Origin of the sequence: Caulobacter vibrioides (assembly GCF_002310375.3) — a bacterium.
Taxonomy (GTDB): Bacteria; Pseudomonadota; Alphaproteobacteria; order Caulobacterales; family Caulobacteraceae; genus Caulobacter; species Caulobacter vibrioides_D.
On sequence record NZ_CP023315.3, the window covers coordinates 3,549,083 to 3,567,467 of the forward strand.

The window sequence follows — 18,385 nt, forward strand, 5'->3', positions numbered from 1 at the left end:
ACTAGGCCCCGAACGTCGGCGTAATCGCGCCGCCGCTGACGACGCCGCCACCAAGGCGATTGACGATCGAGCGCGCCTCGAAGATCGCCCGGGACAGTTCCTGCATCGAAACCGGATCGGCGTATTCGACGCCGCCGACCTCGTACTTCACCGACTTGACCTGGACGCCCTTGAAGCGGTCAAGCTCCGCAGCCTCCAGCGCGGCCAACCGGGCTGTCGCCAGTTCCAGATTTTCGAGCCAGTTGGCCATCAGGTTCCTCTCATGTCGCGTGCAAGCTTGAGCAGCGGGTGGACGTTGTCGACGGGATCGCCGGCAGGCGCCGAACGGCGTTCGGGAGCCGCGGCAGGCGTGTTCGTGGGTGGCAGGGCCGGAGCGGCTGACCACAGACCCTCGAGCGGTAGCTGCCCTTCACGCGACGGCTCTCGCCGCCGATCCGCGATCAGCCGCTTCCAGTCTTCCTCGGTCATCACGTCGGGCAGGAACGACCAGGCGATCGCGTGGCAGTAGACGGCCATGTCCAACTGCTCGTTGCGGACACCCTTGACCGGTTCCCAGATCTCGTACTTCCGAGGCGGCTTTTTCGACGGGTCCGGCGGCAGCAGCACTTCGGCCGTCATCTGCTGGAAATCCAGCTCAGAGGCTGTGCCCTCTAGCGTCACTGATCCGGACAGATGCTCGCCAAGCTCGACACCGGCCAGGGTTTGGGCCAGGCCGAAGTAGATTTCCTTTTTGATATTGTGCGTGCCGACCAGATAGAGTTGGACCTCGCCGACAACGCGGCGTCCAACCTTGGCCTTTCGGCGGGTACCGGCCTCAATGGGGAAGACCTGCTTCTGTTCTTTCTCGGACGCGCCCTTCAGCGCCATCACGTTCGGGCGGCCCATGCAGAACACGTAGGCTCGGTTCGTGTGGTGCCCGCCCGTATCGACGCCCACGCGGTCAAAACCGATCGGCCGACAAGCGTCGCCTTCATAGGTTCGCTTGGTGATGTCGGCTAGCTCTGACCAAGCTCTGGGATCAATCGGCGGGATCGGGATGATCCCGCTGTCGATCCGTGCGTAACGCCTTCCCTTGGCGCCCTCGGGCAGCGGACCCGAGGGACCAACTACCCAGACCGCCCATTCAATTCGGTCACCTTGAAGGTCGACGCCCAAGAAGACCGTCCAAGCCCAGGGCGGGATGCGCCCGCGCTCGACCATCGCGATGGCCGCCGCCTCGGCGCGCTTCTCGTAGAGGCGCGCGGTCGCGGGTCGATCGTAAGCCGCCTCGAACGGCAGCCCGAGCACCTGCTGCCAGAACGTGACCAGGGCCTCGGGATCATCGGACTTCATCGCCTCGTCGAACTCGACGAAGATCCGCGACCAGGTCGTGAACGGCGAATAGGCCTGCCAGATACCGTCGAAGGACGGGTCGCGCCCCTCGAGGAGGGCGCCCTGACAGTCCGGACCCCGGCGGCCTAGCCAGTATTCCCACGCGCCGTGTTCGATGCAGGGCGGCGGCGGGATGTTCGGATGTTCAAGATCCGGTGTGCCGTCCGACCTCTGGTGCTGAAAGCAAGCCAGCCAACCTCCGTTTCCGGCGTCGGCCTGGTCCAGCATCCAGCGCTTATGCTCGTGGCCGATAGACTGGCCGCAACTGTTCGATTGGCAGATGAAGAACGGTCGTCCGCCCTCGAACTGCATGTTCTCCCAAAGCAGGAGCTGCTTGGCGTTACAGTGCGGGCAGGGAACGTAGTACTTTTCGTGCGTACGCCGTTCGATCTCGACCGTGACTGGGCAGTCGCCGACGAACTTGGGCGTGCCGCCACCCAACTCCTTGGCGTCATCGCCCCAGGCCAGTGTCCGGGTCCGGGCCTGACGGATCGGCGAACCCCGGCCGCCGACATCGCGAGGATAGGACGAGGGCTCTTCGAAGATCAGCAGGCCGATGTCGGACTGCTGAAGCTGGGCTTCGGAACCGGCGTTCGCGATCTTGAGGAAGCCGCCGCGAAACCGCTTGTGGTACTTGGTCGAGCTGTTCTCGGCCCCGGCCTTCACGGCCATGATCTTCAGACCGACCTTGGGCGAGGCCCGGATGTTCGGCGAGAAGACTTCCTTCTCGAAGTCCTTCTGCTTTTGATCGCTAGCGCAAACGACCATGGCCGAACGCGGCGCGGTGTCGATGCAGTGCATCGCCGAGTTTAGGAAGACCTGCGTCTTTCCGGTCTTTGCCGACCATCGCAGCCAGACCGATCCGCAAGGATGATCGACGCCGCTGACGTCCATCGGCCGCCGCATGTACGGCGCGACGCTGGTCTTCCACCGGCCGGTGATCCTCGCGCCAGACTCTGGCGAGATGTACCGATACTCGTCGGACCAGACCGAGACGGTTTGTTCGACTGGCGGCGTCGCGTTGGCGGCGACCGCCGAGAACATCACCGCCCACCCGACCGCCAGGCCAGGGAACTGCGATCGAAGCGCGCTCATGCGACGGCAGCGTTCGCCTTGCCAGCGCGCAGCCGAACCGCGTGCGCGGCGAGCGTCATCAGCCTATCCAGGGCCTCGCCCGTGCTCTCGTTGCCAGCAGCCAGCGCCTTGCCGATCCGCGTCGCGAAGCGATCCTGACCAACACGGTCGTATCGCTTGAGGGCCGCTCGTAGGGTGCGAACCTTCTCAGACGGCAGGCCAAGCTCCGCCGCCAGACGTTCAGCGAAATCGGCGCGAACCTCGACAAACGCGGCGCGCATCTCGACGATCGCCTCTGCTGCACCGGCGTCGACCTCAGCCACATCGGTCAGCTTACCTTCCTCGGCGGCCTCTTCGCGAAGCTCGCGACGCAACTGGACAGCCTTGAGCTGGCGATGCTCGTCCAGCTTGACGGGCTCGTCCCGCGCCGCCGACGTGGGATTGGGCGTCGGCGGCGCGGCCTCGGTGGCGGGAACGCTATGCAGCGCCTCACCGCTCATCACCGACCGGGTGTAGTTGTTCTTTCGGTGATCGCGCACGGCCTCAAAGTCGACCATGACCTCGCGGCCGACTTTCCCCAGCTTCAGGCTATGGGCGTCGCAATACCGCGAGAGGGCCGACCGCTCGATGACGTCGCCGGCAGCCGTCAGCAGCTCGGCGGCGCGAGCCACTGACACCCGCCCGATAGGACCGGACATGTGTGCTCAACCGTGATGAAGGGAAACGTGCAATCCGTGCGCCTTTGCGCGCGGCTCACACAAGAAAGCGAGCGCGACTTTGAACGCGCCGTATCCCTCAGAGGCCCGGAAGGACCCGCGAAGGTAGGCCGAGGGCCTCGTCAGCGGACGATCCGCCGCGCGATCGGATCGCCGATGTTGCCTTTAGGCACGAAAAAGCCCGCACGATCGGACGACCGGCGGGCTTTCAGTCAGGGGAATGGGTGGCCTATACGGCTGCCGCACCCGGCCTCGCTAGAGCGTGGCCAAGGTGCAGAGCGATTGCCTTAGATGGCTGCCGCACCCGGCCTCACTTCAGTGTGGCCAAGGTGACGACTTTGGACGTCTCGCGTCCGAGTAGGTTGAATAAGATCTCTGCGCGAGTCTTGTCAACCGGCTGAACGAAGATCGCGTCAAGGTCTCCAGCCTCAGTCGCGTACCGAACAGCGTCGCCACGCTGCCAGCGCTCGGGCTCAGGCGAGGCCTGGGCGACCTTGATGAACCCGTTTTCTTCCCGCGCCTGAAGCGCTTCGATGATGCGCGGCGGCACGGCGACGGGACGCTGGTCAGGCCCGACGAACACCGAAGAGACACCGATCGTGCCGTACATCGACCGCCACCATCCGATTGACGCGTCGCTCAGCCGCACGAACAGATACCGAGGGAAGAACGGTCGGATGTTCAGGCCACCCTTCGGATTGCGAGGCGTCTTCGGCGCCTCGCTCACTGCGAGAGGCACATAGACCTCGAACTTCTGAGCCTCCAAGCGCGCCCGCGCGGTACGATCCATACCGGGCTTGGCGACCACGACGCACCACCGGCCGACCAGGTCAGCACCATCCTCACCACCACCAAAGTCGGCCATTACGCCACCCCTCTTTGAACGTCTCCGAGCACATAGCCCATTGATTTTATTGGAAACCATGCTCGCGCGAGTTCCTCGCGAGCGTACCCATTTGCAGGCAGGACGGCTCGCCCTCCCGGATCGTATCGGGCCGGATCAAGGTACTTCCGCACGAAGCTCTCGCCCTGCGTCTCGCACAGCTTTCGCCGCACCTCCGCCGGCCCTTCGAACCGGAAGAGGTCCACGGCAGCCGCAACGACAGCGACAGCAGGCACGAAGTCAGCCCAACGCCCCAGCGCAAACCATTCAGCGACCGCCTTCGGCTGGCCGCTCGATCCCCAGGCGGACTTGTCCGCAGCATAGGCCGAGCCCGCAGCGATCAGCCGCTCGGCTGCCGCGCCAGCGACCAGCTCAGCTCGGATGACCTTGCGCAGCTCCCGCTTGCCCGACCGGCGCAAGCCAACCTCGGGCCACACGCCCCACAGCGCCACCACGACCTGTTCGACAACCTCATCGAGTTCGCGCGCGCATGCGCCCGGTGAGGAAGCGATAGCTTCCGAACTACTCTTGTCTTGTCTACTCTTGTCTAGGGCTGTAAGCGTCTGATTTTCCACGCTTTCAAGGTCGAGAAGTGGCGGGTTATTTCCGACACCTGCCGACTTCTCCTCGACACCTGCCGACTTCTCCCCGACTTCTGCCCGACCGGACCGCGTCGTGACGCCCTTAACCGAGCGCCGCTCGTCCTCAAATTTGGCGTTAGAGATGTAGTGCTCGCCATCGACTTCGAAGCGGATCAGCTTCCGCTTTTCGATAAGCCGATTGAGGATCGGATTGAGCTTCTGAACGGCGCAGCCGCAATGCCCTGCGATGTAGCCACGATTGTCCTCAAGCGGGCGCCACGTCAGGTACAAAAGGTCGATGACCGTATTGTAGACCCCACGCTCCTCCAGCGTCATCGACACCATGCCCTGGAGCGCCGCGCCAGGATCTCGGCGATAGAAGTTCTCGCGCTTCATGCTGCCTCCGACCGGTTGAGGTACCGCTGCACCAGGCTCTGGAGCTTGCTGACATCGCGCGTGACGATGCGTTCCTCGCCCGGATCGACGATGCCGTGCGCTTGGCTGGCCTTGAGGCCGTTCACGTCCATCATGGGCGGATCGGAACCGTCGACCGCGACAAGGAAGATCGCCGTCACCGGCTCTGGCCAGCAGGCCTGACCCTCGCGATTGAGACGCCCGATGCACTGCGCATGCATCTGCGGCGACCAGTCCAGCTCGCCGAAGATGGTGACCTTGGCGCGGGCCTGGAGCCCGTCGAGCCCAGCCCCCGAGCGCAGGCTCATGATGAAGATATCGCTCTCTCCAGCCAGGAAACGGCGCTTGGCCTCTTCCTTGCGCGCCGGTGTCTCCGTGCCGGTGTACATGACCGGATTGAGGTCACTCAGCTCGCTCAGCCAGATGTCGTAGACGTCGCGGTGCCACCCCAGAAGGATCAGCGGCTCACCCGCCTCGGCGACGATCCGCGCGTACTTGGCCACGGCCTTGGCCTTGGCGACGCCAGTGTTGAGCCGCATCATCATGTCCAGCTCGCGCACAGCCTGACCACGCTCTTCGAACGTGCCCGTCGACGCCCGGATAGCCAGCGCGTGCGCCAGGTGCTCGACCCGCTCCAGGGCCTCGACCTCGTGGTCGATCGTCTGGACGATGATGTTGGGCTTTGGCCCCGGCGAGACCTTGCGGATCATCGCATGCTGCTCTCGCAGATACGTGCCCAAAGCCTCAGGATCTTGGACTTCCCGCCCGCTACCACACCACTCGCGCGCGAAGTCTTCGTACTCGCCCAGCACCTCAGGGCGGCAGTACTGCATGATGCGCCAGATCTCGTTGCCATAGTTGAACACCGGCGTGCCGGTCATCACCATGCGCATCGCCGAGGCTTCGGCTAGACGCAGCGCCGCGACACCCTTCTGGGTGTCGGTTCCGTGCCGCAGCTCATGCGCCTCGTCGAAGATCACGAGACCGGTCCCGAGCATATCCAGCACGTCCGCCCAGCCCTGGAGCTGGGTGTAGGAGAACACCCGCACATCGCACGGCGGCAGCGGGTAGGGCTTCGTTGTCGAAATGACGTGCGGTTCGAGCGTCGTGAACTCGCGCAGCTTCTGAGCCCACTGGCCTCGTAGGTGCGTCGGGCAGACGACGGTCGCCGGCAGCGCGCCGGGCAACAGGCACGCCCCGCCGCCGGTATAGGTCTTGCCCAGCCCCATCTCGTCGCCGACCAGCACGCCGCCAAACCGCCGCACCATCTCGATTGCGCGCGCCTGGTGCGCCCGGATCTCTTGGCCAGGACGCAGGCCCGCGAGCAGCGTCGGCTGATAGTCCGGCGCCAGGATGGCGGCCATTTCGTCCTGCACCCGCACGAACGCCGTTCGTCGCCGCTCCAGCTCGGCCAGATCACCGGCAGAGGCCTGCAAGGGGTAGCGCTGCAAGAACCAACTCACGTCGGCCGAAGTCGCCTCATTGGCCGGCAACTTGAACGGCCCGGCCGAGGCCTTGGGCACGCTAGGGAAGATCGCCTTGAGCTTGATAGCAACGTGGGGCTCGACGTCCTCGAGCACCCAGCATTCGCCAGCGCGCGCCAGCTTTCCATAGGTCCTCACGCGACCCTCCCATCCGGGCCGATGCCGCGCTCGCGCCGCAAACGGATGAGCCTCAGCCGCGCTTCGCGCACGGTTAGGATACGCCCGTCTGGCACTGGGTCAGGCCGCCCCGCCCATGCCGCCAACAAGCGCTCATCGGCGGTGAGGCCCGGCGGGACCACGACCGGGATCGGTCGAAAGAACTGCACGCTCCTCATGGCGCCGACACCAGAGGCGCCAGCGGCAAGAGCCTACCCTCGCGAAAGGCTTCGATCAGACGCTCGGCGAGATCGCACATAGCGTCCTCACCATGCATGGCGACACCCTCATCCCAGGCCTCTCGCACCCGCTCAGCCGCCCGATCCCCAAACCAGATCGCCTGAAGCCGCCTAGACGCGTCGATCCAACGCAGCGCCACGCCATAGTCGACGCCCGCCGCAAGCGCGGCCCCGTAAACCGGGAAGCTGACAGACTTCGGATGGATCACAGCCAAGCCTCCCCGAGGTTGACCACAGCCACCGGCTTGCCGCCGATCGTGGCGGGCAGAATGATGCTCCGGCCGGTGGCCAGCACGATCCCTTCGACGGCGTCATGCTCGGCATAGCGCTGCAACTGCCGTTCGATCTTTGCCCGGACCGCGCCATGGACCTTGGCCTCGACAACAAACCGGCCATCAATCAGCCAGTCAGGCCGATCACGCCCGCTTAGGCGATGTTCACGAGAGATCGCTACGCCCGGAAACGCCGCGCGCAGATGCCCGTCGATCGCCAACTGGCAGTCACTTTCGCGCTTGAGGGGAAAACACCCGCGACCGAGCACCCTGGCGACTTCACCGACACTCACCATGACCTTACGCGGCCTCCGTCGCTGGAGCTGGACGCTCGCCGATGAGGTCGAAAAGGGTTGGCGTCGCCATCTCGCGCGCCATCGCCTCGACGTGCTTCACGCCATCCAGGAAATAGGCGGGGTTCAGCTCGTTGGCGCACCCCCGTCGCCCAAGCTTGATCGCGCGGTAAGGCACGGTCATCAGCCCGCCGAACGGATCGAACACCATCTCGCCAGGCATGCTGAACTGCGTGATCAGGCGATCGACGATGTCGAACGGCAGCGGGCAGAGATGTTTCTCAGCGCCTTTCTGGGCCTGCACCGTGTTGAGCGACAGCATCTGGGCCACGTCCGTCCAGACGTCGTCGTGCCAGGAATGCGGCGGCAACAGCATGAACGTCGGCGGCAAACGGCCGACCGCCGTTAGCGCCTCGCCGATCTGGACATGGTGCTCGAAGTCATAAAGCCGCTGGAGATTGAACCCCTTCCACAGGCGGTAGACCTGATCGGCGTCCTCGAACTTGGCCCACTCCTCAGGCGCCACCAGACGATCCCCGGCCGAGCGCATGAGGTGATGCGCATCGAGCTGCCAGCGCGCCCGCGTGTAGCTGTCCTTGTCCTTGGCCACCGGCAGATCGGCATAGCCGTTGGAGCGATCCGAGGGCGGCTTGCGGAACAGCAGCACCTTCTCGGGCAGCCCCGCGCCCATGCGCGAGCCGTCCTTGCACTGCTCCGACCAACCCAACCGATAGGTCTGGTTGTTCTCGCGAACCACGTCCGTCAGGTTGGTCTTCTCGCCGAGATAGGCGAAGCCATGACGACGGAAGGCGACGCGGCAGTCGTCGGCGAAGGGATAGACGGTCTGGAAGCCCAGCCCCGTCATGCCGCCCGGCACGATCCGATCCTTGACGTGAATGGCCGCCACGCGCCCAGGCTGCAGGACTCTGAGCAGCTCCGGCACCAGATAGTCCATCTGCTGCCAAAAGTGCTCGTTGTCGTCGGTGTGGCCAAAGTCGGCGTAGTTGGGCGAATACTCGTACTGCGTCGAGAACGGGATCGACGTGACGATCAGGTCGACGCTGCTATCGGCCATGCGGCGCGTCTCGCGCACGGTGTCGTCATTGACCAGACGATAGCCCTCGCCCTCGACGACGATCCGATCCTTGACGCCCATGGCGCGCGTCAGGACCCCAGCCATGTCGGCGTTCGACAGGCCATAGTTTCGAATGATCGCGCTCATGGTCGCGGCCATCTCCTCGTGCTGAGCCCATTTTTCCTGAAGGTTCCGCAGCACCGCGCGCTCGCTCTCGGCGTAGATCACGTGGATCTCGACAGGATGCTGCTGAAGGAACCGCTGGATGCGGTGAATGGCCTGGATGAAGTCGTTGAACTTGAAGCCGATGCCCAGGAACACGGCCTTGTGGCAGTGACGCTGAAAGTTACAGCCCGACCCGGCGATGACCGGTTTCGCCGCGAGGTAGGGGAACCAGCCGTCGCTGAAATGCACGATGGCGTCTTCGCGAGCGTCGGGATCTTGCGCGCCATAGACGCTGACGCATTGCGGAACGGCCGCCTCGATCGCCGCGCGCTCGGCCTCCAGGTCATGCCAGAGGATGTATCGCTCATCCGGATCGGCCCGCAGGATCTCGCACATCTTCAGGACGCGAGCCTCGAGCGTGTCGCGCTTGACCTTGCTGGCCCCAACGATCCCCTGCGCGTCGTCCTGAAACAGGCGATGCTGCCCGCTCTTGTCGACGCCGGCGGCGCGGTGATCGACCGGAACCTCGTGATAAATGACCTTCAGCTCGGGAAGGGCGTAGCCCTCGTCGCTGAAACCCAGGTCCGACGGCCGCTGGACAAACAGCGCCCAACTGGCGACCCAGAGCCAGAACTCCTGTTCCTTGTGCGGGTGAAGGGTGAGGTTATCGGCGTTCTCGCTGTCGCGCTTGAAGAACCGCGTCTTGGCCTGCCCCACGTCCATCACATCAAGGAAAGCTGAATAGGCCAGCAGCTCGATGTGATCGTTCGGCGAGGGCGTCGCCGTGCCGACGAAGCGATAGGCGACCCTGTCGAACAGCCGCATGAACTCGCGAAAGGTCTTGCTGCCGCCAAAGCCGCGGAGGCACGAGGCCTCGTCGAGGCAGGCCACCGAGAAGTGGTTCGGGTCCAGCTTGCCGTCGCGCACCGTCTCGTAGTTCGTCAGATAGATCCCTCGAGGGTCGGTCGCCTCCTCGATACGGCGAATAAAGGTCACGTCGATGCCCAGCATCGCAGCGTCCTTCCGGAACTCCTGACGCACACCGAGCGGCATCACGATCAGCGCGCGCCCACCGACCAGGTCGCGCATGATCCGCGCGATCTCCAACTGCATCACGCTCTTGCCCAGGCCGAAGGCGGCAAAGATCGCCGCCCGTCCCCGCCAGACCGCCCACCGCACGATCGCCCGCTGGTGCGGCTTGAGCAGCGGATTGATGACCTCATCACCGATCTCGAACCCGCATCGCGGCGCGGGCGGCACCTTAGCGGCAAGGAAGGCGTCATAGTCACGAACGGCGATCGTCATGCCACCACCCGCACGTCTTCAGCCTGGGGCGGCAGGTTGGCGCGGATGAAGGGTGCAGCGGCGATCGGCGACACGCTGTTGCCGATCAGGCGGGTCTCGTCTGTCTTGGTGACAGGCTCGACCTTGCCGGTCGCAAAGTCGATCCGCCGATCGGTGCGATACGCCTTCGGAAAGCCTTGCGCCGCCGCCAGCTCGCGCGGCGTCAGCATCCGCATGCCAATGTCGGCGATCTGCATCAGCTCGCCGCGCACATAGACGAGGCCGAAGCGGGCGCGCGACGTGACGCTGTGGAGCGGGTCGCGAAGATCCTGCCCCTCGGCGGTGCCGTAGTATTTGACGAGAAACGCGCTCAGGCGATCCGAGATCGGAGCCCCGCCCTCAGCCAGCGGCATTTGCAGCAGATAGTGATGGTTGCCCCCGGCCGTGATCGTCTTGGCTGGCTGTTCGGGATTGCCTTCACCGCCGGCCGTGTTCGACGTGTAGGCATGAGACAGCATCGCCGTGACCAGCCGCTGAGTGCAGCCCTTGCTGACGATGGTCGACACCGGGTCAACCATATCGCGTCCGACCATGTCGGTATTGGCCTGTTCCATGTAGGCCGACACTACGCCAAGCGGCACTGCGCCACCGGGCCGCACGTTGAAGCTGCTGGCCGTCACAGTCGGCATCGGATCTTCGAGGCCCGACCCCGTCGCACCCGCGCGGAACTTGGTGAGGAACTGGGTCACCAGCCCATGGCGCGGCGCGCCATGCCATCACCGTATGCAGTGGCTCGCCAGGATCCTCGCCGATGCTGTTCTCGCTGAACTTGGTCAGATAGGCCGCCGTCAAACAGCGATCCGCCTTGCCGATCACCGTTCCGAGAGGATCATCCAGTCCGCGCGGCGGACTTTGACCGGCCCGCGACCCACAACCCACAATCGCCCCGCCCATCAGCGTCGGCTGGACCAGGGCCAGCTCGCCCCGATGCGCGGCCGTCACCGTCCGCAGAGGATCTTGCGGGTCGTAGACCCGGCCCTCGCCATGATGCGTCAACGGGGTGACGAACGGCCCGGCCGCCATCTCGGGCTGCACCAGGGCAAAAGCGCCGCCGCGCGGATAGGCCGTGATGGTCCGCAACGGATCGTCGATGTCGTGAACGCGCTCGTGCGACCAGTTCTGGATCGGCACGATGAACGGGTCGCCCGAGGCGATGACGTAGCGCATCACCCCCTTGGCGATACGCGCCAAGGTGGCCTCTTCCAACGGCCGCTTGGCCCGGATGCCCCGCTCGCGGCATTCCGCCTGCGTCAGGAAGATCGACGGGCACGGCAGCGAGAAGTCGATGCAGTCGGCGGCCGGAACATAGGGCTTGAGCCCCTTGCTCTTGGCCACCTTGCGCGGCGCATGCGTCGGCTCAGGCCACACGATCGGCTGGCCATCGCGGCGCGCGATCAGGATCAGCCGCTTACGCGTGGTCGGGGCGCCGAAGTCGGCGGCGATCCAATCGACCTTGTACTCGACCACATAGCCGCATTGACGCAGCCGCTTGCACCAAAGGCCGAACGTCTCGCCCTTCCGCGCCGGATCGGGCCGCTGGACACCCTTGTCGTCCGGCGGCAGCAGTGGCCCCCAGTCGACGAACTCTTCGACGTTTTCGAGGAAGATCACGTCGGGCGCGAGATCGCCGAGCAGCTTGGCGACCTTGACCACCACCCAGGCCAGGCCCCGCACGCGCGGGCTCACAGGCGCGCTGCCCTTAGCCTTGCTGAAATGGCGACAGTCGGGCGAGGCCCAGAAAGACCGCCACTTCACGCCCGGCCGGATCACGGTCGGATCAATGTCGAACACGTCGGCGATGAAGTGTTCGGTCTCGGGGCAGTTGAACATGTGGACGCCGATGGCGACCGCGTTGTGGTTCAAGGCCACATCGGGGTGACGGCCGAGCGCTAGGCGATAGGCCTCAGACGACCCGCCGGCCCCTGCGAAGTAAACCACGTCGATGGGGCGCGCGGGCGCATCGTTGGCTGGCGCGATATAGGCGGAGCGCTCAGCCATCGGCGCCGACCAGCTCACGCCCCATGGGGCTCAGACGCCATGCAAATCGCCCGGTGTTCAGACGCCGCGAAACGACGACACCTCGGGTTTCGAGAACGGGCAGAAGCTTGCCGACCTTGTTCCCGCCCACCCGCAACCGTTGCATCAGCTCGGCGACCGCGACGTCGCGTTGCTTACGACGATCGGACTGATAGTCCTGCTCAGCCTCGTGCAGCACGCTCAGCACGAACTTGCTGACATCGTCCAGATCACGCAGTCGCAGACGTGGCGCGGAGACGACAGGCGCGACGAAGTCGGGCCGGTAGTCCGGATCGCAGGCCAGACGTACGTCGTGAACCGACCGGCCGACCATTTCGGCGCAAGCCTGCCAACTGGCGCGCACAGTGCGGCGACGCTCGCGGACCATGTCCATCTCATAGCGTTCGATCCGGGAGCGCGGCAGCACGCCCACATCCGAAAGCGCGCCGCTAGCCGTTCTCAGCGCCGAAGCGGTATGACCCCCTCGCGACATCTAGTCCTCCATCCCCATGCGTTGGCGGCTCGCAGCCGCTTGAGCCGCGCCCTGTTCGATCAGAAAGTCGGTGAAAGCCTTCGCGTCGGCGGCCAGGCCTGCGGCGAACGCCGTTCGGGTGCTTGCGCCCCCATCGACCCAGAGGCGCGCCCGCTCCAGAAACGACTTGGCCCAACGGGCGCGGATGTCACCGCGCTCGACCGGGAAGTTGTCACCCGTCAGGCCGCGCAGGCTGTTGGCGAAGTCGTAGGGCGTCTCGGAAGGCGCATCGAAGGCCTTGAGCGCGTACTCGAACATCGTGATCCACGCTCGCCGATCAGGCGAACGGCGTTCGGGCGTACGCGGCGCCGAGCGACGCGGCAGGCCGCTCACATAGCCAGAAGAGCGCGAGGGATAGCGGCTCATTCTTTGCCCCCGCCGCTGACCAGCTTTTGCGCAGCGCTCTTGAAGGCGTCGGCAGCCTCGAGCGCCTCGCGCGCAGCGACTTCACGCGCCAGCCGATCGCCTCCACGCTCAAGAGCATCGAACATCGCGTTGACGGCCTCGTTGCCCTCTCGGACAGCCGCCTTCATGCTGGCCGCAACTTCGGCGGCGCCGGCCGAGGCCATAGACGCGCGCTCCAGGCGCATGGCGTAAGCGGCTAGCATCGGCGGGTCTCCGCCACCGGCCGCGATGAACGCGGCATCCAGGCGAACAGCGTCCTCGATCGTCGGCAGGGCGCCAGTATCCGGATCGGACCAGTTGCGCACGGTCCGCTCGGCCTTTCCGACCGCTTCGGCCGCGACGGGATAGGTGAGAAAGCCGCCGATCGTGGCGACGGCGTCCTGAAAGCTCGCGGGGACGCGACGCTTGGTCATGCCCAGCTCCGAATGTTGAGGAAGGGGATCGCGCCGCTGGCGAGGCGGATGCCAGCGGCGCGCGCGACGACGGGCAGAAGGTGGGGACCCGTCACGCGATGGCGGGGTCGGCGTTGCAAAGCAGCAAGCCGACCGCAAACGACGTGCCCGTCCGGCGCGGCTACAAGCCTGATGGCGCCTACAACCGGAGGGACAAGATGAATGACCTGACGATCATCAAGGGCCAGATCGAAGCCCTTGCCCACGCCAGCGCAATCCTGTTGGGCGCTCGCATCCGACACCTGACGCCTGGCGAAGCCGCCACGGCCTGCCGTGTGTTCGCGACCCCGCTGACCGATCCGACACCAGCCGACGATCCGGCCCGGCGCGGCGTCATGCTGGACACGCTGGGCGACATCGCCGAGCGCGCCCTGATGTTGAGCAGGCCCGTCGGATGACCCAGCGGAAATACAGCGCGAGCGAGTTTGCCACCCACCCGTCAACTCTGGTTCGACGGCAATGTGTCGCGGCGTCGCACCATGCAAATTAACGCCCAATTCCACGGCCACGCTGTATGCGGTGGCCATGATCGACGAACCGACTACACGACCGTCCGACGAGTTTCGCGCCTTGACGATCCTGGCCTTGGCGCTTGCCGAAACTCTTGGCCAGCAAGGCCAGGGCGAGAAGTTCCTGGTGAACCTGATGCGCGTGATCGAAGACCAGCGCCCGACCGCATCAGCCGACGATCGCGCCATCACCTGGGCAGACAAGCTCGCCACGGAGTTGCTGGTCAGGTAGCTCGCGACTTGACCGCGAACGCCGGGTATGTAGCATTCGCAACCGCCGGGGGTGTGTATGCCGCGTACGCGTTTCGATGTAGCGAAGATCTGCGACCCGACGCCGGTCGGGACAAGATCGATGGCGGTAAAGGCCAACTTGGAGGCATCGATCTCGCCCGCGAACGACCCCGTCGACTTCACGAGCGCATACATGGTGCTTGTCGACAGACTGCTCAGCGACGTAGCCGACAGCGACGCCAGCGAGTGCGCCCGCATCGTTCGAGCCATCACGCGCCGCTCGATCAAAGAAACACCGAAAGGGCGCGCGACGCTGCGACGCGCGCCGCATTTGGCGACCGCCGAGGCGGTGTCCAGGCGCGTCTTGAAGGCGCGCTGCGAAGCGTGCCCTCGGATCTGCCAGTCTCCACTGAGATAGGACATCAATCCCTCTCAGCCGGAAGCCATGCGCTTGGCGGGATGCCCAGCTCGCGCTCAATCCGAACCGCCAGCTCAAGCGAAGGCGTTCTAGCCCCGCTCACGAGCTGAGAAACGTAGCCCTTCGAAATGCCCAGCGACCTCAGCTTCTCGCCAAGATCCTCGCTCGACCGGGTGAGGTTTGCGGTTTCCATGCCCAAGGGTTTGCATATTGCAAACTCTTTGGCAACCCGCTCGGTTTGCAGACTGCGTGACGACGCGGATGTGCCGTTACGTCAAACTGCGAACATGGAAAGCCCCGACAAGCCCCTGCACCATCTTCGCGACTGGCGGAACTACAGAGGCCTTTCGCAAGAGGATCTGGCTGAGCAGATCGGGACGACCAAGTCTGTCATTAGCTTGCTTGAGACAGGCGAGCGGCAGCTATCGCCCAAGTGGCTTTTCAGGCTGGCTCCAGCCCTGAAAACGAAGCCGGGCGCGATTATCGATCACAACCCTTATGAACTCCCCCGCGACGTCATCGACATCTGGCTGGAGATCGATGAGCAGCAGAGGCCTCAGGCCATGAAGGTGCTCGAAACCTTCCGCAAGGTCGCAAGCGGCAGCTAGACATGCTCGGGTTTATCAAGGCGCTATTACGCGGCGAAGCGCATGACGCGCCGCCCCTGACGCCCCCGACCTTCTCAAGTCCGATCGTCCCACCGGAAGACAGTCCCGCAACTATCCAGCCCGCACCTGGTGATGAAGATCACCCACTTTTCGGTCGAGCCCTGATAATCGACTACATTGATGCTCAGGATGTGGCGAGTTTTCGCCGCATATCAGTGCGAAACTGCTACGCATCGGGAAACTATTCATATGTCGCTGCGCGATGCCTTGAGCGGCAAGCTCATCGCGTCTTTCGAATTGATCGGATTGATAGCGTAGCCTGTGGCGTTAGCGGCGAAGACCTCGGAGATCCCGAACGCTTCTTTGTTCCAGCTCCACCCGCGATCGGAAGCCGCGCCGGGCGCCTTGGTCGCAAACCGCTCCCACATCCAGAGTTGCGAGCTGCCATCAGAGCCTTGATCACGGTCGCAAGAGCCGACGGGTTCATTCACCCCAGCGAACGGCAAGTTATCCAGTCCTTCCTAAAGGTCGCCGGCGCATCACTTAGCGAAGCAGAGCGAGGCGAAATGCTGCAACGAGCCCTCGGCCTCAACGCCGATTGTGAAGCGTTCTATCGTAATTTGCGGATTATGTTTCAGGCGGGAGAGCCGCTTGCCAGCACAACGATTGCCGCCATGGGGGATCTCGCTCGAGCCGACGGCGAAGTGTCGGACGATGAGATGTTCCTCGTCAGCGAGATGATCCGAAAAGGCAAGGAGCACGACTACCGCATAACAATCGAGTAGCGCTTTCCGCAAACCGTCAGGTTCGCAGACTGCAAACTTTTTGTTTGACGCCGACGTTTGCAATATGCAAACGCTATGGTCACCCGCACCGGACGAGCGAGCACACGGGGTGTTCGTCTGGGACTGGAAGGGCGTTGAGAACCGATTTCGGTTCCCGATCGCTCCGGTGCGGTCTGAGGACCATATGGGAGAGAATGCAACGATCACCGGCGAGGCCCACGGCCTGGTGCTGGTGGTGGCCGACCGAGGCTTTGTCTGGGTCGGTGAAACGGTCACGACCCCGGACTGGGTCGAGATCAAGAACGCCCGCTGCGTGCGCCGCTGGGGCACGACCAAGGGCCTGAACCAACTAGCCATCGAGGGACCGCAATCGAGCACTCAGCTCGACGCTCCCGCCGACCTCAAGGTCAGCCGCAAAGCCCTCATCGCCATCATCCCGTGCGAGGCCGAGAAGTGGGCCGCATAGCGACCCTCGACGGCCAAGGCGCGGGCACCGCCCGCGCCGACGGCTACGGCTACGGCGACGGCGACGGCGACGGCTACGGCTACGGCGACGGCGACGGCGACGGCTACGGCTACGGCGACGGCGACGGCTACGGCGACGGCGACGGCTACGGCTACGGCTACGGCTACGGCGACGGCGACGGCTACGGCTACGGCTACGGCTACGGCGACGGCGACGGCGACGGCGACGGCTACGGCTACGGCTACGGCGACGGCGACGGCGACGGCTACGGCTACGGCGACGGCGACGGCGACGGCGACGGCTACGGCTACGGCTACGGCTACGGCTACGGCTACGGCTACGGCTGGTGAGCCGGAGGCCCGGCCAGGGCTCGGCGTAGCCCTACCGCCCTGGCCGGGCCTCCTCTTTTTCAAACCCTCAGAGAACACATCGCCCCGAGGGCGATAGCGCCGAGGTCAATCATGTCTATCCTACTGCAAGGAACGCCGTGGCCCGTGATCGCCGCGCACCTGACTGAGATCGGACTACTGGCGGCGATCTATCTGCGGGTCCGCATGATCCCGCGCCGCAACCTGCCCGTCATCGTCAACATCGACCCAGTCAGGGCCGGCGAGGCGGCGGCTAAGGAACACCAGATTTTGCGCCTGGCGCGGGAGATGAAGGGGCCGCGCCGTGCGTAGCCCCTTCGAGCAAGGCGACCAGCCAAGACCGTCGCTCAAGACCGAACGCTGTTCGGCTGAGGTCATCTCCCTCACCGAATGGGCGGCCTCCCGTCGCCGTAGCGAGCCACCGAGCTGGGATCAGCACGCGCTCGACTTGCAACCCTATCAGCGTGACGCCTTGGCGTGGCTGGAGCGCCAGGACGCGCTGAACGCCAACGACCTTTGGGCTGCGCAAGCCGCGACGGCCTATCTCGGCGACCGCATCGCCATGCCCGCCGCGGCGATCGAGGCCGCGTTCGACGCGAGGACCGGCCGCTTCGACCTTCCGGCCTATGTGGCCAACACCCTTGATGGCGCGCCGGCCGTCCTGCCACTGCCGCAACCCCCTGTCGGCGTGATCACGCGCCTGCTGCGGAGGCTGCATTGATGGCCGACGACGCCCAAGCCATGGCCGAGACCGTGCGCTCTGCTTGCGCCCGCCGCATCCGCGATCTGCTGCAAAAGCGGGTCGGCGCCGGGCGCGAGGATCCTCGCCGCGCGCTGTCGGACCAAGCCAGCATCGCCAACGACTGGAAGGCCGACAGCTTCGACCGCCTTCAGCTCGTGCTCGACATCGAAGAGACGTTCGACATCGGCATCAGCGACGAGGAGGCCGAGACGATCGACACGATCGACGCGGCCGTCACCCGCATCATGTCGGGGGCCTGGACGTGAACATCACCGTGATCGTCCCGGAAAAGCGCGACGTGCTGTTCCACCTGACGCCCTTCGCCAAGGGCTGCGCCAGCGCGGCGGCCAGCGACCGCAAGCGCCGATACCTGGTCACCAGCCGCCGCCCCGGTCAGGCCATTCACGCCCTGCTGACGCGACTAGGGCGCTCGCCCGACGACGTCGAGATCACGCCCTGCGGCGCGACCGAAACCGCGATCCACCCGATCGGCAACCCCTTTGAGCCCTACGCCTTCGTCTGGGAGGGCCTGACCTTCGACGAAGTGGCCACCGCCCTCTCCAACCTTAAAGCCGTAAGGACTGCTCGATGACGCGCTGGCGCGAAGGCGACGCCGCGCGCGTCGTCGACCTGACCGATCTGAAGATGCCCGGCAAGGGACGGCCACCCTTCGCCAAGGACGACATCGTCCGGGTTCGGCGCGTCTCGCCCGACGGCAAGCGTCTGGTTCTGGACACACACCCGGGCTGGTTTTCCGCCCATCGCTTCAAGCCGCTCTAGGAGCAC

26 protein-coding genes are annotated in these 18,385 nt (G+C 65.1%); 11 read left to right on the forward strand and 15 right to left on the reverse strand.

The window, feature by feature from the left end:
* Position 1: 1 nt before the first annotated feature.
* From CA606_RS16695 to CA606_RS16760, 14 genes are all read right to left on the reverse strand, one after another.
* On the reverse strand, positions 2–250 hold the full coding sequence (locus tag CA606_RS16695) for a hypothetical protein (protein WP_096053507.1): 249 nt from the start codon (positions 248–250) through the stop codon (positions 2–4).
* Positions 250–2,466 (reverse strand): terminase gpA endonuclease subunit, encoded by a 2,217-nt coding sequence (locus CA606_RS16700; RefSeq protein WP_096053506.1) that lies wholly within the window; start codon positions 2,464–2,466, stop codon positions 250–252. The genes CA606_RS16695 and CA606_RS16700 overlap by 1 nt, the downstream gene beginning before the upstream one ends.
* The gene (locus tag CA606_RS16705) at positions 2,463–3,143 is read right to left on the reverse strand and encodes a hypothetical protein (RefSeq protein WP_181242648.1); all 681 of its coding nucleotides are present in this window, start codon (positions 3,141–3,143) and stop codon (positions 2,463–2,465) included. Before CA606_RS16705 ends, CA606_RS16700 begins: the two co-directional genes overlap by 4 nt.
* Positions 3,144–3,471: 328 nt before the next feature.
* Complete coding sequence (locus tag CA606_RS16710; RefSeq protein ID WP_181242649.1) at positions 3,472–4,026, reverse strand: transcription termination/antitermination NusG family protein; 555 nt, start codon at positions 4,024–4,026, stop codon at positions 3,472–3,474.
* Positions 4,026–5,021 carry a DUF1376 domain-containing protein gene (locus tag CA606_RS16715; protein WP_096053504.1) on the reverse strand — a complete coding sequence of 332 codons (996 nt, stop codon included), beginning with the start codon at positions 5,019–5,021 and terminating at the stop codon, positions 4,026–4,028. Before CA606_RS16715 ends, CA606_RS16710 begins: the two co-directional genes overlap by 1 nt.
* Positions 5,018–6,661 (reverse strand): DEAD/DEAH box helicase, encoded by a 1,644-nt coding sequence (locus tag CA606_RS16720; RefSeq protein ID WP_096053503.1) that lies wholly within the window; start codon positions 6,659–6,661, stop codon positions 5,018–5,020. The genes CA606_RS16715 and CA606_RS16720 overlap by 4 nt, the downstream gene beginning before the upstream one ends.
* 193 nt (positions 6,662–6,854) lie before the next feature.
* Complete coding sequence (locus CA606_RS16725; RefSeq protein WP_096053502.1) at positions 6,855–7,127, reverse strand: hypothetical protein; 273 nt, start codon at positions 7,125–7,127, stop codon at positions 6,855–6,857.
* The gene (locus tag CA606_RS16730; protein WP_181242650.1) at positions 7,124–7,486 is read right to left on the reverse strand and encodes a hypothetical protein; all 363 of its coding nucleotides are present in this window, start codon (positions 7,484–7,486) and stop codon (positions 7,124–7,126) included. Before CA606_RS16730 ends, CA606_RS16725 begins: the two co-directional genes overlap by 4 nt.
* Positions 7,487–7,490: 4 nt before the next feature.
* Entirely contained in the window at positions 7,491–10,028 is a 2,538-nt protein-coding gene (locus CA606_RS16735) for a DNA methyltransferase (protein ID WP_096053500.1), read from the reverse strand.
* The gene (locus CA606_RS16740) at positions 10,025–10,600 is read right to left on the reverse strand and encodes a hypothetical protein (protein WP_181242651.1); all 576 of its coding nucleotides are present in this window, start codon (positions 10,598–10,600) and stop codon (positions 10,025–10,027) included. Before CA606_RS16740 ends, CA606_RS16735 begins: the two co-directional genes overlap by 4 nt.
* On the reverse strand, positions 10,578–12,065 hold the full coding sequence (locus CA606_RS16745; protein ID WP_096053967.1) for a DNA cytosine methyltransferase: 1,488 nt from the start codon (positions 12,063–12,065) through the stop codon (positions 10,578–10,580). Before CA606_RS16745 ends, CA606_RS16740 begins: the two co-directional genes overlap by 23 nt.
* Positions 12,058–12,510, reverse strand: coding sequence for a hypothetical protein (locus CA606_RS16750; protein ID WP_181242652.1), 453 nt, complete (start codon positions 12,508–12,510; stop codon positions 12,058–12,060). The genes CA606_RS16745 and CA606_RS16750 overlap by 8 nt, the downstream gene beginning before the upstream one ends.
* Before the next feature lie 66 nt (positions 12,511–12,576).
* Complete coding sequence (locus CA606_RS16755; RefSeq protein ID WP_096053497.1) at positions 12,577–12,981, reverse strand: hypothetical protein; 405 nt, start codon at positions 12,979–12,981, stop codon at positions 12,577–12,579.
* Positions 12,978–13,433, reverse strand: a complete 456-nt coding sequence (locus CA606_RS16760) for a hypothetical protein (RefSeq protein WP_096053496.1) — start codon at positions 13,431–13,433, stop codon at positions 12,978–12,980. The genes CA606_RS16755 and CA606_RS16760 overlap by 4 nt, the downstream gene beginning before the upstream one ends.
* An 80-nt stretch (positions 13,434–13,513) precedes the next feature.
* Between CA606_RS16760 and CA606_RS16765 the strand changes: the two genes are divergently transcribed.
* Positions 13,514–13,870 carry a hypothetical protein gene (locus tag CA606_RS16765; RefSeq protein ID WP_181242653.1) on the forward strand — a complete coding sequence of 119 codons (357 nt, stop codon included), beginning with the start codon at positions 13,514–13,516 and terminating at the stop codon, positions 13,868–13,870.
* 127 nt (positions 13,871–13,997) lie between these two features.
* Entirely contained in the window at positions 13,998–14,213 is a 216-nt protein-coding gene (locus CA606_RS16770; protein ID WP_097563474.1) for a hypothetical protein, read from the forward strand.
* 421 nt (positions 14,214–14,634) lie between these two features.
* Here CA606_RS16770 and CA606_RS20715 read toward each other — a convergent pair whose 3' ends face one another.
* Positions 14,635–14,823, reverse strand: a complete 189-nt coding sequence (locus CA606_RS20715; RefSeq protein WP_096053966.1) for a helix-turn-helix transcriptional regulator — start codon at positions 14,821–14,823, stop codon at positions 14,635–14,637.
* Between CA606_RS20715 and CA606_RS16780 the strand changes: the two genes are divergently transcribed.
* The 9 genes from CA606_RS16780 (at position 14,759) to CA606_RS16820 (ending at position 18,379) form a co-directional block, all read left to right on the forward strand.
* A complete protein-coding gene (locus CA606_RS16780) occupies positions 14,759–15,238 on the forward strand; it encodes a helix-turn-helix domain-containing protein (protein WP_096053493.1) in 480 nt (159 codons plus the stop codon). The two genes, CA606_RS20715 and CA606_RS16780, sit on opposite strands and share 65 nt — an antisense overlap.
* Before the next feature lie 2 nt (positions 15,239–15,240).
* Positions 15,241–16,023, forward strand: coding sequence for a TerB family tellurite resistance protein (locus CA606_RS16785; RefSeq protein ID WP_096053492.1), 783 nt, complete (start codon positions 15,241–15,243; stop codon positions 16,021–16,023).
* 184 nt (positions 16,024–16,207) lie between these two features.
* On the forward strand, positions 16,208–16,489 hold the full coding sequence (locus tag CA606_RS16790) for a DUF6948 domain-containing protein (RefSeq protein ID WP_181242655.1): 282 nt from the start codon (positions 16,208–16,210) through the stop codon (positions 16,487–16,489).
* Positions 16,462–16,839 carry a hypothetical protein gene (locus CA606_RS16795; protein WP_181242656.1) on the forward strand — a complete coding sequence of 126 codons (378 nt, stop codon included), beginning with the start codon at positions 16,462–16,464 and terminating at the stop codon, positions 16,837–16,839. Before CA606_RS16790 ends, CA606_RS16795 begins: the two co-directional genes overlap by 28 nt.
* Before the next feature lie 111 nt (positions 16,840–16,950).
* The gene (locus CA606_RS16800) at positions 16,951–17,169 is read left to right on the forward strand and encodes a hypothetical protein (protein WP_181242657.1); all 219 of its coding nucleotides are present in this window, start codon (positions 16,951–16,953) and stop codon (positions 17,167–17,169) included.
* A complete protein-coding gene (locus CA606_RS16805; RefSeq protein WP_096053490.1) occupies positions 17,162–17,578 on the forward strand; it encodes a hypothetical protein in 417 nt (138 codons plus the stop codon). Before CA606_RS16800 ends, CA606_RS16805 begins: the two co-directional genes overlap by 8 nt.
* The gene (locus CA606_RS16810; protein ID WP_096053489.1) at positions 17,578–17,865 is read left to right on the forward strand and encodes a phosphopantetheine-binding protein; all 288 of its coding nucleotides are present in this window, start codon (positions 17,578–17,580) and stop codon (positions 17,863–17,865) included. Before CA606_RS16805 ends, CA606_RS16810 begins: the two co-directional genes overlap by 1 nt.
* Positions 17,862–18,191, forward strand: a complete 330-nt coding sequence (locus CA606_RS16815) for a hypothetical protein (RefSeq protein WP_096053488.1) — start codon at positions 17,862–17,864, stop codon at positions 18,189–18,191. Before CA606_RS16810 ends, CA606_RS16815 begins: the two co-directional genes overlap by 4 nt.
* Positions 18,188–18,379 carry a hypothetical protein gene (locus CA606_RS16820; RefSeq protein WP_096053487.1) on the forward strand — a complete coding sequence of 64 codons (192 nt, stop codon included), beginning with the start codon at positions 18,188–18,190 and terminating at the stop codon, positions 18,377–18,379. The genes CA606_RS16815 and CA606_RS16820 overlap by 4 nt, the downstream gene beginning before the upstream one ends.
* Positions 18,380–18,385: the final 6 nt, after the last annotated feature.

What these genes read in the sequence shown, in the direction of transcription:
- CA606_RS16695 (WP_096053507.1), bottom strand. Translation starts at nt 250, where the DNA reads ATGGCCAACTGGCTCGAAAATCTGGAACTGGCGACAGCCCGGTTGGCC.
- CA606_RS16700 (WP_096053506.1), bottom strand. Translation starts at nt 2,466, where the DNA reads ATGAGCGCGCTTCGATCGCAGTTCCCTGGCCTGGCGGTCGGGTGGGCG.
- CA606_RS16705 (WP_181242648.1), bottom strand. Translation starts at nt 3,143, where the DNA reads ATGTCCGGTCCTATCGGGCGGGTGTCAGTGGCTCGCGCCGCCGAGCTG.
- CA606_RS16710 (WP_181242649.1), bottom strand. Translation starts at nt 4,026, where the DNA reads ATGGCCGACTTTGGTGGTGGTGAGGATGGTGCTGACCTGGTCGGCCGG.
- CA606_RS16715 (WP_096053504.1), bottom strand. Translation starts at nt 5,021, where the DNA reads ATGAAGCGCGAGAACTTCTATCGCCGAGATCCTGGCGCGGCGCTCCAG.
- CA606_RS16730 (WP_181242650.1), bottom strand. Translation starts at nt 7,486, where the DNA reads ATGGTGAGTGTCGGTGAAGTCGCCAGGGTGCTCGGTCGCGGGTGTTTT.
- CA606_RS16735 (WP_096053500.1), bottom strand. Translation starts at nt 10,028, where the DNA reads ATGACGATCGCCGTTCGTGACTATGACGCCTTCCTTGCCGCTAAGGTG.
- CA606_RS16740 (WP_181242651.1), bottom strand. Translation starts at nt 10,600, where the DNA reads ATGGTCGGACGCGATATGGTTGACCCGGTGTCGACCATCGTCAGCAAG.
- CA606_RS16745 (WP_096053967.1), bottom strand. Translation starts at nt 12,065, where the DNA reads ATGGCTGAGCGCTCCGCCTATATCGCGCCAGCCAACGATGCGCCCGCG.
- CA606_RS16755 (WP_096053497.1), bottom strand. Translation starts at nt 12,981, where the DNA reads ATGAGCCGCTATCCCTCGCGCTCTTCTGGCTATGTGAGCGGCCTGCCG.
- CA606_RS16760 (WP_096053496.1), bottom strand. Translation starts at nt 13,433, where the DNA reads ATGACCAAGCGTCGCGTCCCCGCGAGCTTTCAGGACGCCGTCGCCACG.
- CA606_RS16770 (WP_097563474.1), top strand. Translation starts at nt 13,998, where the DNA reads ATGATCGACGAACCGACTACACGACCGTCCGACGAGTTTCGCGCCTTG.
- CA606_RS16780 (WP_096053493.1), top strand. Translation starts at nt 14,759, where the DNA reads ATGCCCAGCGACCTCAGCTTCTCGCCAAGATCCTCGCTCGACCGGGTG.
- CA606_RS20715 (WP_096053966.1), bottom strand. Translation starts at nt 14,823, where the DNA reads ATGGAAACCGCAAACCTCACCCGGTCGAGCGAGGATCTTGGCGAGAAG.
- CA606_RS16785 (WP_096053492.1), top strand. Translation starts at nt 15,241, where the DNA reads ATGCTCGGGTTTATCAAGGCGCTATTACGCGGCGAAGCGCATGACGCG.
- CA606_RS16790 (WP_181242655.1), top strand. Translation starts at nt 16,208, where the DNA reads ATGGGAGAGAATGCAACGATCACCGGCGAGGCCCACGGCCTGGTGCTG.
- CA606_RS16800 (WP_181242657.1), top strand. Translation starts at nt 16,951, where the DNA reads ATGTCTATCCTACTGCAAGGAACGCCGTGGCCCGTGATCGCCGCGCAC.
- CA606_RS16810 (WP_096053489.1), top strand. Translation starts at nt 17,578, where the DNA reads ATGGCCGACGACGCCCAAGCCATGGCCGAGACCGTGCGCTCTGCTTGC.
- CA606_RS16820 (WP_096053487.1), top strand. Translation starts at nt 18,188, where the DNA reads ATGACGCGCTGGCGCGAAGGCGACGCCGCGCGCGTCGTCGACCTGACC.